The 10368-nt window shown below is 63.4% G+C and carries 14 protein-coding genes; 13 read left to right on the plus strand and 1 reads right to left on the minus strand.

Annotated features, from left to right (window positions below; genetic code table 11):
• Positions 1–9 precede the first annotated feature (9 nt).
• The gene (locus tag ACXAHG_RS16375; protein ID WP_475058996.1) at positions 10–765 is read left to right on the plus strand and encodes a sulfite exporter TauE/SafE family protein; all 756 of its coding nucleotides are present in this window, start codon (positions 10–12) and stop codon (positions 763–765) included.
• 89 nt (positions 766–854) lie between these two features.
• Here ACXAHG_RS16375 and ACXAHG_RS16380 read toward each other — a convergent pair whose 3' ends face one another.
• Positions 855–1169: a hypothetical protein gene (locus ACXAHG_RS16380; RefSeq protein WP_475041537.1), complete on the minus strand. Its 315-nt coding sequence runs from the start codon at positions 1167–1169 to the stop codon at positions 855–857.
• Positions 1170–1518: 349 nt separating this feature from the next.
• Here ACXAHG_RS16380 and ACXAHG_RS16385 point away from each other — a divergent pair, with 349 nt between their 5' ends.
• The 12 genes from ACXAHG_RS16385 (at position 1519) to ACXAHG_RS16440 (ending at position 10041) form a co-directional block, all read left to right on the plus strand.
• Positions 1519–2373 (plus strand): HpcH/HpaI aldolase/citrate lyase family protein, encoded by an 855-nt coding sequence (locus tag ACXAHG_RS16385; protein ID WP_475041538.1) that lies wholly within the window; start codon positions 1519–1521, stop codon positions 2371–2373.
• Positions 2374–2407: 34 nt separating this feature from the next.
• Positions 2408–2956, plus strand: coding sequence for an NnrU family protein (locus tag ACXAHG_RS16390; RefSeq protein WP_475041539.1), 549 nt, complete (start codon positions 2408–2410; stop codon positions 2954–2956).
• A gap of 22 nt (positions 2957–2978) precedes the next feature.
• Positions 2979–3182, plus strand: coding sequence for a DUF1737 domain-containing protein (locus ACXAHG_RS16395; protein WP_024088976.1), 204 nt, complete (start codon positions 2979–2981; stop codon positions 3180–3182).
• Positions 3182–4213 (plus strand): MaoC family dehydratase, encoded by a 1032-nt coding sequence (locus ACXAHG_RS16400; protein ID WP_475058999.1) that lies wholly within the window; start codon positions 3182–3184, stop codon positions 4211–4213. The genes ACXAHG_RS16395 and ACXAHG_RS16400 overlap by 1 nt, the downstream gene beginning before the upstream one ends.
• A 124-nt stretch (positions 4214–4337) precedes the next feature.
• Positions 4338–5039, plus strand: a complete 702-nt coding sequence (locus ACXAHG_RS16405) for a DUF1194 domain-containing protein (RefSeq protein ID WP_475059002.1) — start codon at positions 4338–4340, stop codon at positions 5037–5039.
• 193 nt (positions 5040–5232) lie between these two features.
• Positions 5233–5616 (plus strand): succinate dehydrogenase, cytochrome b556 subunit, encoded by a 384-nt coding sequence (gene sdhC / locus ACXAHG_RS16410; RefSeq protein ID WP_475041544.1) that lies wholly within the window; start codon positions 5233–5235, stop codon positions 5614–5616.
• An 18-nt stretch (positions 5617–5634) separates the two neighbouring features.
• Positions 5635–6006, plus strand: coding sequence for a succinate dehydrogenase, hydrophobic membrane anchor protein (sdhD, locus tag ACXAHG_RS16415; protein WP_475041546.1), 372 nt, complete (start codon positions 5635–5637; stop codon positions 6004–6006).
• Positions 6007–6025: 19 nt separating this feature from the next.
• Positions 6026–7831, plus strand: a complete 1806-nt coding sequence (sdhA, locus tag ACXAHG_RS16420; protein ID WP_475059005.1) for a succinate dehydrogenase flavoprotein subunit — start codon at positions 6026–6028, stop codon at positions 7829–7831.
• 11 nt (positions 7832–7842) lie between these two features.
• Complete coding sequence (locus ACXAHG_RS16425) at positions 7843–8622, plus strand: succinate dehydrogenase iron-sulfur subunit (RefSeq protein ID WP_475041548.1); 780 nt, start codon at positions 7843–7845, stop codon at positions 8620–8622.
• A gap of 109 nt (positions 8623–8731) precedes the next feature.
• The gene (locus ACXAHG_RS16430; RefSeq protein WP_475041549.1) at positions 8732–9001 is read left to right on the plus strand and encodes a hypothetical protein; all 270 of its coding nucleotides are present in this window, start codon (positions 8732–8734) and stop codon (positions 8999–9001) included.
• 45 nt (positions 9002–9046) lie between these two features.
• Complete coding sequence (locus ACXAHG_RS16435) at positions 9047–9757, plus strand: ZIP family metal transporter (RefSeq protein WP_475059008.1); 711 nt, start codon at positions 9047–9049, stop codon at positions 9755–9757.
• A gap of 107 nt (positions 9758–9864) precedes the next feature.
• On the plus strand, positions 9865–10041 hold the full coding sequence (locus ACXAHG_RS16440; protein WP_475041552.1) for a hypothetical protein: 177 nt from the start codon (positions 9865–9867) through the stop codon (positions 10039–10041).
• The last annotated feature ends 327 nt before the right edge of the window (positions 10042–10368 follow it).

Consider the following 10368-nt stretch of genomic DNA (forward strand, 5'->3'; position numbering starts at 1 on the left):
GGGCGGGTGATGGCAGCAATTGATGCGATGTTTTTCGTTTTTGCCATTCCTGCGGTCGTTTTTGCGGGCGTGTCCAAGGGCGGTTTCGGTTCCGGCGCGGCCTTTGCCTCGGCTTCGATTCTGGCTTTGGTGCTGGAGCCGGGCATGGCGCTGGCGCTGATGCTGCCCTTGCTGATGCTGATCGACATGGCCACGCTGCGGCCCTATTGGGGGCGCTGGAACCTGCGGGCGTCATTGCTGCTGATTGGCGGCGGCTTGCCCGGCGTGGCACTGGGCGCCTGGCTGTATTCGGCGGTGGACGGCGATGCGATGCGGGTGCTGATCGGCGCCGTTTCCGTTGGCTTTGTGCTGTGGCAGCTGCGCGGGCGTCTGGGGCTGCGGCTGGCCACTGAGACGCCGCTGTCCACCGGGGCAGGGGCGCTGGCCGGGCTGGCGGTGGGGTTCACCAGTTTTGTCAGCCACGCGGGCGGGCCGCCGGCCGCGGTCTATCTCCTCAGCCTCAAGTTGCGGAAGACTGAATACCAGGCCTGCACGGTTCTGATCTTCTGGGCGATCAATATTGCCAAGGCGGTGCCCTATGCGGGGCTGGGGATGTTCACACGTGAAACCCTGCTGCTGGACCTGCTGCTGGCGCCCTTTGCCTTGCTCGGCGCCTGGCTGGGAGTGAAATTGCATCATAGCATTCCGGAACGCTGGTTCTTTGCGCTCACCTATGTGCTGCTGCTGGTGACCGGCACCAAGCTGATCTGGGACGGGCTGACCTGACTGCTGCTCATCAGTTGCTTTCTGCGGCCAGCCCGCGCGGCATCCCCGGCCGCTTGTCAGACAGCCTGGAAACCTGCCTCAAAGACTGCTCAGGCGTCGCTTTCGGCGTCCGGCAGCGCCTCTGCCAGCACTTCATAGGATTGGCCGGAGGCGACCAGACAGGTCATGCCGTTGGGGGTGGTCACCGTGATGGTCCAGCTGCCGGTGTCGGCGGAAGCGAAGGTTTCCATCACCATGCCCTGCTGGCCCATGCCGATGCTTTGGCGGCTTTCGCCGTATTTTTCGGCCAGCCGTTTCACCACTGTATCGCGCGGGGCGCAGTTGCGGCTTTGGGCGGTGGCAGGCGCGGCGGCCAGGGCCAGCGCGGCCAGCGCCAGCGGCAGTGCGAAGATTGAGTGTTTCATCTCGTTTTACCCTTTCCGGAACGGCCGGACAGAGCAGGGTGCCTGACGGCAGCCCCCGGTGTCCCTGTGCGGGCCGGTGTGTAACGCAATTCGAAATGCAGGCCCCATGCCTGCAGGCATCAGGTGCGGCCTGGTGCGGCGGCAGTGTCCTGTGCCTTGGTATCTTTCAGTGTGCCTGCCAGGTGCTGATAAGTGGTTAACTGGGCGTTCGCCGGAAATTCACACATTTTATCAGTTGCTTGCTGCAATCGCGCGAAAGGTTACGCTGCGCTGCGGCGGAATTGTACTTGAAAGTATACAATCGAATCTGTACCGCTTTACGCAACAAAATAACTTTTGGAGAGGTTCCATGGACCCGCGCGCGCGCCCTTACCGTTCGGTTTTGTATATCCCCGGCTCCAACGCGCGTGCGCTGGAGAAGGCCAAAACCCTGCCGGTGGACGCCGTGATCTTTGATCTGGAGGACGCTGTCTCGGCCGATGAAAAACCCAATGCCCGTGCGACCTTGGCACAAGCCTTGGAGGCCGGCGGCTATGGCGCGCGGATGAAAATCGTGCGCATCAACGGGTTGGACACGCCCTGGGGCCGCGAGGATGCCATTGCCGCGGCCAAGATGGATTGCGACGCGATTCTGCTGCCCAAGGTGAGTGCGCCGGAGGACCTGGATGCGCTGGCCGAAATCACCGGGGATATCCCGCTGTGGGCGATGATGGAAACACCGCGCGGGATGCTGAATGCCGCGGCGATTGCGGCGCACCCCAGGCTGCAGGGTATGGTGATGGGCACCAATGACCTGGCCAAGGAACTGCAGACTCGCTACCGTCCCGACCGGATGCCGATGATGGCAGGGCTGGGCCTGTGCCTGCTGGCGGCCAAGGCCGAGGGGCTGGTGATCGTCGATGGCGTCTATAACGCGTTTAAGGATGTTGAGGGGCTGGCGGCGGAATGCGCGCAAGGCCGCGACATGGGCTTTGACGGCAAGACCCTGATCCACCCGGCGCAGGTGGAGGTGGCCAATGCTGCCTTTGCCCCGACCGAGCGCGAGATCGATACCTCGCGCCGCCAGATCGCCGCTTTTGACGAGGCGCAGGCCGCAGGGCAGGGTGTTGCTGTCGTCGATGGCCGGATAGTTGAGAACCTGCATGTGGTGACGGCGCGTGAGATCCTGGCAAAAGCGGATGCAATCGCCGCGCTTTCGGCCTAGCTGTTGACGCGTTTAACAGCTTTGGGAGACTGAGATGACGCTTTTGCTCATAGGCATCCTGTTGTGGTGGGGCGGCCACCTGTTCAAGCGGCTGGCGCCGGATGCCCGCGCCGCCATGGGCAACGGCGGGCGCGGCGCGGTTGCGCTGGTGCTGGTTGCCGGCGTTGTGCTGATGGTGCTGGGTTACCGCAGCACGGATTTCATCCATGTTTGGGCGCCGCCGTCCTTCATGGTGCATATCAACAACCTGCTGGTGCTGATCGCCATCTACATGATGAGCCCGGCGCCGAAGAAGGGCGCGCTGCTGAGCGGCATGCGCCATCCGATGCTGGCGGGCTTCAAGCTCTGGGCCACGGCGCATCTCTTGGTCAATGGCGATCTGGCTTCGATCATCCTGTTCGGCGGGCTTTTGGCCTGGGCGGTGGCTGAGGTCATCGTGATCAACCGGTCCGAACCTGAGTGGCAGCCGGGGCCGAAGGGCTCGATTGCCAAGGATGCGATGTTCTTTGCCGCCTCGATTGTCCTGATGGGGGTGATCGGCTACGTCCATTCCATGGTCGGGCCGTCGCCTTTTCCGGGATAGGCCCTCAGCAGGATAGGAAGCCATGAAACTCTACCGATTTTTGTCCGAGGACGACACCTCTGCCTTCTGCCACAAGGTGACCGATGCGCTGAACAAGGGCTGGGAGCTGCATGGCAGCCCGACCCAGACCTTTGATCCCGTCAAGGGGATCATGCGCTGCGGCCAGGCGGTGGTGAAGGAAGCGGACGGAACCTACACCCCTGAGACCAAACTGGGAGAACACTGATGGCCAAGACCAATCCGGGCCGGTTTTTCGAAGACTATGCCGTCGGCGAAGTGATCCGCCATGCAGTGCCCCGCACTGTATCGGGCGGCGAGCGGGCACTTTACCATGCGCTCTACCCGGCGCGCCATGCGCTCTATTCTTCGGATGAATTTGCCCGGGCTTCTGGTCTGCCCTCGGCGCCGCTGGACGATCTGGCGGCTTTCCATGTGGTGTTCGGCAAGACGGTGCCGGACATTTCTCTGAACGCGCTGGCGAACCTCGGCTATGCCGAGGGGCGCTGGCTGCTGCCGGTCTATCCCGGCGACACGCTGCGCTCGGAGTCCGAGGTGATCGGGCTCAAGCAGAATTCCAACGGCAAGTCCGGCGTGGTCTATGCGCGCACCCGCGGGCTGAACCAGCGGGACGAATGCGTAATGGAGTACGTGCGCTGGGTGATGGTGCGCAAACGTGATATTTCTGCGCTGGCGCCCGAGACGGTGATCCCGGAGCTGGACAAGGTGATCCCGGCGGAGCAGCTGGTGATCCCGGCGGGGCTGGATTTCAGCAACTACGACTTCACCCTGGCCGGCGAGCCGCACCGCTGGGGCGATTACGAGGTGGGCGAGACCATCGACCATGTGGATGGCGTCACCATCGAGGAAGCCGAGCATATGATGGCGACCCGCCTGTGGCAGAACACTGCCAAGGTGCATTTCGACAATACCGCGCGCCCGGATGGCACCCGGCTGATCTATGGCGGCCATGTGATCTCGATGGCGCGGACGCTGTCGTTCAACGGGCTGGCCAATGCGCAGATGATCGTGGGCCTGAATGGCGGGGCGCACGCCAACCCCTGCCTGTCGGGGCTGACGGTGCGGGCCTGGTCCGAGGTGCTGGACAAGGCGGATACCGCGGCGCCGGGTGTTGGCGCGATCCGGCTGCGGCTGGTGGCCACTAAGGGGGGCGCACCGTTTGAGCTGAAGGGCGAGGATGGCAAGTATCTGCCGGATGTGCTGCTGGATCTCGATTATTGGGCCCTGATGCCGAAGTGACCGGGCAGGGGGCTTTGCCCCCTCGCGCCGCTGGCGCTCACCCCCAGGATATTTTCAGCCAGAAGAACAGGGGGCTGGCAGAAATGTGATGACCCTTGGTGCGATTGCCGCTTAAGCTGGCGGCATGCGGGTTTTGCAGCTTCTGGTTTTCTCCATGCTCTCCCTCTGGCCGCTGCGCACAGCGGCCTGCGATCTGGCATTGGTCCTTGCTGTGGATGTCTCCGGCTCTGTCGATGCCGATGAATACCGTGTTCAGATGGATGGGCTGGCGGCCGGCTTGCGCGACGGGGTAGTGTCCGAGGCGCTGGTCAAAGCGCGCGCTCAGGTGCTGCTGCTGCAATGGTCAGGCGAGTCGCGCCAGGAGGTGACGCTGCCCTGGGCGCAAGTGCAGGGTTTTGCTGACGTCGAAGCGCTGGCGCAGCGGATCGAACAAGCGCCGCGGCCGTGGCGCAATTATTCCACCGCAGTAGGGGAGGCGCTGTTTCTGTCGCTGGAGCAGTTTTCGGCTGTGCCAGAGTGCAGGCGCCGGGTGATAGATGTGTCCGGAGACGGGTTCTCCAATGAAGGTGTGGAGCCGCGCGAGGCCCATGCAGCGCTGGCGGCTGCCGGAGTAACCGTGAATGCCATTGCGATCGAACAGAGCGAGCCGGACCTGACCGCCTATTTCTATGAAAATGTGATCCGCGGCGAGGGGGCCTTTGTGGTCACAGCCGCCAGCTTTGCCGACTATCCGTCAAGAATACGCAAAAAACTGGTGAGAGAGATTGCCAGGCAGACCGCAGAGCTTCTCCCGGGTGCGGGCAAACGGGCGCGGGCTTTGCAGTGATTTGCAGAACAGCCCCTGATTCTGCAAAAATTTTTCAATCCGGAGATTTGTGATCACTAATTATTTGCTGTGATCACAAGCCGTGGCCTTTTAGCGCCAACGGAGCAATTTCACACGGTTTTTAACCCTTCCTTCGGGTGACACGACGTAAAAATCGGCTAAAACGTCGTCAGCCAACCGGAAAGGAGCCAACATGGCCGATGTCAATCGGGGCAACCGCCCGCTTTCGCCGCACTTGCAGGTCTACCGGCCGCAGCTGACCTCTGTGACGTCGATCCTGACACGGATCACCGGCAATGCGCTGATCGTCTCGGCGCTGCTGATCGCCTGGTGGTTCCTGGCCGCCGCAACCTCGCCCGGGTATTTCGCCGTTGCCAACGGCCTGCTGACCAGCTGGTTCGGCGATCTGGTGATGACGCTGTCGGCGCTGGGCCTGTGGTATCACACGCTGGCGGGCATCCGGCATCTGATCTGGGACAACGGCATGATGCTGGATCTGGAGCAGGCCGAGAAGCTGGGCTGGTTCGTGGTGATCGGCTCTGCCGTTCTGACCGTCCTGACCATCATCATCGTCTAAGCCCGGGAGGCACACGCAATGCGATATCTGACTGACCGCAAGCGCGCCGTTGGCATGGGCGCTGCAAAATCCGGAACGGAACATCACTGGTCGATGCAGGTGAGCTCGATTGCTCTGCTGATCCTGGTGCCGTTGTTTGTCTTCACCTTCGGCTGCGCTTTGGGCGGCACTTATGAGGAAATCACTGCCTATTATTCCCGGCCATTCCCGGCGATCGTGGCGGCGCTGACCATGTGGGTCGGCATGATGCACTTCAAATCCGGCGCCCAGACCATGATCGAGGATTATGTTCACGGGCTGAAAGGCCGCCTGACGATCATTCTGGTCAACTGCCTGTCCTATGCCGTCGCCGCGACCAGCGTTTATGCGCTGATCCGCCTGGCCCTGTAACTCCCCGAGGTTTCCATCAATGGCTGCTTACGAATACGAAACACATGAATATGACGTGGTCGTGGTTGGCGCCGGCGGGGCTGGCCTCCGTGCGACGCTGGGCATGGCCGAACAGGGCCTGCGCACCGCCTGCGTGACCAAGGTGTTCCCGACCCGCTCCCACACCGTGGCGGCGCAGGGCGGCATTGCCGCGTCCCTGGGCAACATGGGGCCGGACAGCTGGCAGTGGCATATGTATGACACCGTCAAGGGCTCGGACTGGCTGGGTGACACCGACGCGATGGAATACCTGGCGCGCGAGGCCCCCAAGGCGGTTTATGAGCTGGAGCATTACGGCGTGCCCTTCTCGCGCACCGAGGAAGGCAAGATCTACCAGCGCCCGTTCGGCGGCCACACTACCGAGTTCGGTGAAGGCCCCGCAGTGCAGCGCACCTGCGCCGCCGCCGACCGGACCGGCCACGCGATCCTGCATACGCTGTATGGTCAGAGCCTCAAGAACAATGCCGAGTTCTACATCGAGTATTTCGCCATCGACCTGATCATGTCCGAGGACGGGCAGTGCCAGGGCGTTGTGTGCTGGAAGCTGGACGACGGCACCATGCATGTCTTTAACGCCAAGATGGTGGTGCTGGCGACCGGCGGCTATGGCCGTGCCTATTTCTCCGCCACTTCGGCGCACACCTGCACCGGCGACGGCGGCGGCATGGTGGCTCGGGCAGGCCTGGCGCTTCAGGACATGGAGTTCGTGCAGTTCCACCCGACCGGCATCTACGGCTCCGGCTGCCTGATCACCGAGGGCGCGCGGGGCGAGGGCGGTTACCTGACCAACTCCGAGGGCGAACGGTTCATGGAGCGCTATGCGCCCCAGTACAAGGACTTGGCGCCGCGCGACTATGTTTCCCGCTCCATGACCATGGAAATCCGCGAAGGCCGCGGTGTGGGCGCCGAGGGCGACCATATTCACCTGAACCTCTCCCACCTGCCAGCCGAGGCGCTGGCGGAACGGCTGCCGGGTATTTCGGAAAGCGCCAAGATCTTTGCCGGCGTGGACGTCACCAAGGAGCCGATTCCGGTTCTGCCCACGGTGCATTACAACATGGGCGGTATTCCGACCAACTACTGGGGTGAGGTGCTGAACCCGACCGCCGAGGATCCGACTGCCGTGGTGCCGGGCCTGATGGCGGTGGGCGAGGCGGGCTGCGCCTCGGTGCATGGCGCCAACCGGCTTGGCTCCAACTCGCTGATTGACCTAGTGGTCTTTGGCCGGGCCTCCGCCATCCGTGCGGGCAAGGTAGTGGATGCCGACGCGGCGAACCCGGTGCTGAACCAGGCCTCTGTCGACAAGGCGTTTGACCGTTTCGACACTCTGCGCAACGCCAAGGGCGGCATTCCGACCGCGGATCTGCGGCTGGAGATGCAGAAGTGCATGCAGGCCGATGCGGCGGTGTTCCGTACCGCGGAAACCATGGCCGAAGGCGTGGAGAAGATGACCGCGATCGCTGCCAAGATGGACGATCTGGCCGTCACCGACCGTTCGCTGGTCTGGAACTCCGACCTGATGGAGACGCTGGAGCTGACCAACCTGATGCCAAACGCGCTGGCCACCATCGTCGGCGCCGAAGCGCGCAAGGAAAGCCGCGGCGCCCATGCGCATGAGGACTTCACAGCGCGTGATGATGAAAACTGGCGTGTCCACACCGTCTCCCGCGTGGAGGGCAACAAGGTTGATCTGTCCTACCGCCCGGTGATCGTGGATCCGCTGACAACCGAAGGCGAAGGCGGCATCAGCCTCAAGAAAATCGCGCCCAAGGCGCGGACGTTCTAAGGAGACAGACCATGGTTCAATTCAGCCTCCCGAAGAACTCTAAGATCACCACCGGCAAAACCTGGCCCAAGCCGGAGGGCGCCAGCAATGTGCGCAAGTTCAAGATCTACCGCTGGAATCCCGATGACGGCCAGAACCCGCGGGTCGACACCTATTTCGTCGACATGGACAGCTGCGGCCCGATGGTTCTGGACGCGCTGATCAAGATCAAGAACGAGATCGACCCGACGCTGACCTTCCGCCGCTCCTGCCGCGAAGGCATCTGCGGTTCCTGCGCGATGAACATCGATGGCATCAACACGCTGGCCTGCATCTACGGCATGGATGAGATCAAGGGCGATGTCGCGATCTACCCGCTGCCGCATATGCCGGTGGTGAAGGACCTGATCCCGGATCTGACGCATTTCTATGCCCAGCACGCCTCGATCATGCCGTGGCTGGAGACCAAGACCAACCGCCCGGCGAAAGAGTGGAAGCAGTCCATCGAGGACCGTAAGAAGCTGGACGGGCTGTATGAGTGCGTGATGTGCGCCTCCTGCTCGACTTCCTGCCCGAGCTACTGGTGGAACGGCGACCGATATCTGGGGCCGGCCGCGCTGCTGCATGCCTACCGCTGGATCATCGACAGCCGCGATGAAGCCACGGGCGAGCGTCTGGACAACCTCGAAGACCCGTTCAAGCTCTACCGCTGCCATACCATCATGAACTGCGCCAAGACCTGCCCCAAGGGCCTGAACCCGGCCAAGGCAATTGCGCATATTAAGAAGATGATGGTCGAGCGCACCGTGTGATGCCGGCGGCGGTCCGCAAGGATCCGCCGTTTGCAATGATGAAAATTGCATGACCCCCGGTTTCCTGCGAAACCGGGGGTATGTTTTTGGCAGGCTTTGGAAGTCGGGCATGAAGTTTCTTGGATGTGCTGCGGGCGCGCTGATCACCCTGGCGGGCTGCATGACAGCAACGGACCACGACCGCATTGGCGCCCAGCTGGCGGCGACTGACGCAAGGATCCCCGGCTGCATAGAGGCCGCCGGGATTGCCGGCCCGTACCGGGTGAGCACGGAATTCCTTGGCCATGGGGCCGGGGCCACGGTGCTGCGGACGGTGCAGCCTGGCGGCACCGTGACAGAGGTGCAGGCGGCACAGGCGACAAGCTGCATCAACAGCTGAACCAAAGCGGTTGAGAGGCGTCAGGCTGTGCCCTAAGCTGCCGGAATGCAACCGCATTTCTATGCCATCCTGCTGGCCGGCATCGCCGGGCTTGCCATGCCGCTGGGCGGGCTTCTGGCCTGGTGCGAGCATATCCGCGACCCGATGCTGCGCGACCGGGTACTGCACACGATTGCGGCCTTTGGCGGCGGCGCCCTGGCTTCAGCCGTGGCACTGGTGCTGGTTCCGGAAGCGGCGGAGGCGCTGCCTGCCGCCTGGGCGGTTGGCCTGTTTGCCGCGGGCGGTCTGGTGTTCTACTTGGTCGATACCCTCCTGCAGCGCCATGGCGGCAGCGGCGCCTTGCTGCTGGCGATGCTGCTGGATTACCTGCCGGAGGCGATGGCGCTGGGGGCGATGCTGGTGGCTGATGCGGCCACCGCCAAGCTGCTGGCGCTGATGATATTCCTGCAGAACCTGCCCGAGGGTTTTGCTGCTTTCCGGGAGGTCTGGAGCGGCGACAGCCCGGCCAGCCATGTGCTGCTGGCCTTCTTGGGTCTCGCGGTGCTGGGACCGCTCTGTGCGCTGGCGGGGCTGATCTGGCTGGCCGAGGCGGTTGCGGTGCTGGGCGCGATTATGATCTTTGCTGCGGGCGGCATCCTCTATCTGCTGTTTCAGGACATCGCACCCAAGGCGCACAGCAGCCGCAGCAGCGCGCCTGCGCTAGGGGCGGTTGCCGGCTTTGCGCTTGGGTTGGCGGGGGAACTGCTGATCGGCTGACGCAGCCTGCCGGGACCTGTGCAATGCACTGCCTGCATTGCGCCTTTGCGCAATCAGCTGATGCGGCAGCGGCAGGCAGAGCCTAGTATTCAGTCCAGGGGAGGATCGTGCCAGACTACGGAGGCAACCCGATGGACCCGCGCAGCACAGAACATGACCAGACCGCGCAAGAGGCGCTTGCGGCGCTGGAGCAGGCCTTTGCCTATTTCAGCCCTGAGCCGCTGCCCGCGGCAGAACCTGCCGAGGCGGAAGACTGGCCCGTCCCCTATTACCAGGCGGCCTGAAGCGCATGGCTGTTGAGGCCCGGGCGGCCTCGGATTAAACAAGGCCATGCCCGTATTGCTTCTTATTCTGCTGGCTGGCGTGTTCGGCTACTTCCTGTGGCGCCGCATGTCCACAAGCCTGACCCGCAATTGCCGCTGGCGCCAGGCCCGGGCGGAAGGGGTTTGGCGCTGCAGTTACTGCGGCGCAGCAGAGCCTGGCGCCGCCGCCCCCCGCCACTGCCGCAATCCTCAGCGCAAGGCCTGACGCAGCGCTCCCGCGCCCGCAGGTGCCCCGGCTGCCCCGGCGCGCCTTCCGTGCGGCCTTGGGCCTGGCACCGCGCGCTGCGC

The sequence above is a fragment of the Leisingera sp. ABD4_442 genome (assembly GCF_056160905.1).

What these genes read in the sequence shown, in the direction of transcription:
- ACXAHG_RS16375 (WP_475058996.1), top strand. Translation starts at nt 10, where the DNA reads ATGGCAGCAATTGATGCGATGTTTTTCGTTTTTGCCATTCCTGCGGTC.
- ACXAHG_RS16380 (WP_475041537.1), bottom strand. Translation starts at nt 1,169, where the DNA reads ATGAAACACTCAATCTTCGCACTGCCGCTGGCGCTGGCCGCGCTGGCC.
- ACXAHG_RS16385 (WP_475041538.1), top strand. Translation starts at nt 1,519, where the DNA reads ATGGACCCGCGCGCGCGCCCTTACCGTTCGGTTTTGTATATCCCCGGC.
- ACXAHG_RS16390 (WP_475041539.1), top strand. Translation starts at nt 2,408, where the DNA reads ATGACGCTTTTGCTCATAGGCATCCTGTTGTGGTGGGGCGGCCACCTG.
- ACXAHG_RS16395 (WP_024088976.1), top strand. Translation starts at nt 2,979, where the DNA reads ATGAAACTCTACCGATTTTTGTCCGAGGACGACACCTCTGCCTTCTGC.
- ACXAHG_RS16400 (WP_475058999.1), top strand. Translation starts at nt 3,182, where the DNA reads ATGGCCAAGACCAATCCGGGCCGGTTTTTCGAAGACTATGCCGTCGGC.
- ACXAHG_RS16405 (WP_475059002.1), top strand. Translation starts at nt 4,338, where the DNA reads ATGCGGGTTTTGCAGCTTCTGGTTTTCTCCATGCTCTCCCTCTGGCCG.
- sdhC (WP_475041544.1), top strand. Translation starts at nt 5,233, where the DNA reads ATGGCCGATGTCAATCGGGGCAACCGCCCGCTTTCGCCGCACTTGCAG.
- sdhD (WP_475041546.1), top strand. Translation starts at nt 5,635, where the DNA reads ATGCGATATCTGACTGACCGCAAGCGCGCCGTTGGCATGGGCGCTGCA.
- sdhA (WP_475059005.1), top strand. Translation starts at nt 6,026, where the DNA reads ATGGCTGCTTACGAATACGAAACACATGAATATGACGTGGTCGTGGTT.
- ACXAHG_RS16425 (WP_475041548.1), top strand. Translation starts at nt 7,843, where the DNA reads ATGGTTCAATTCAGCCTCCCGAAGAACTCTAAGATCACCACCGGCAAA.
- ACXAHG_RS16430 (WP_475041549.1), top strand. Translation starts at nt 8,732, where the DNA reads ATGAAGTTTCTTGGATGTGCTGCGGGCGCGCTGATCACCCTGGCGGGC.
- ACXAHG_RS16435 (WP_475059008.1), top strand. Translation starts at nt 9,047, where the DNA reads ATGCAACCGCATTTCTATGCCATCCTGCTGGCCGGCATCGCCGGGCTT.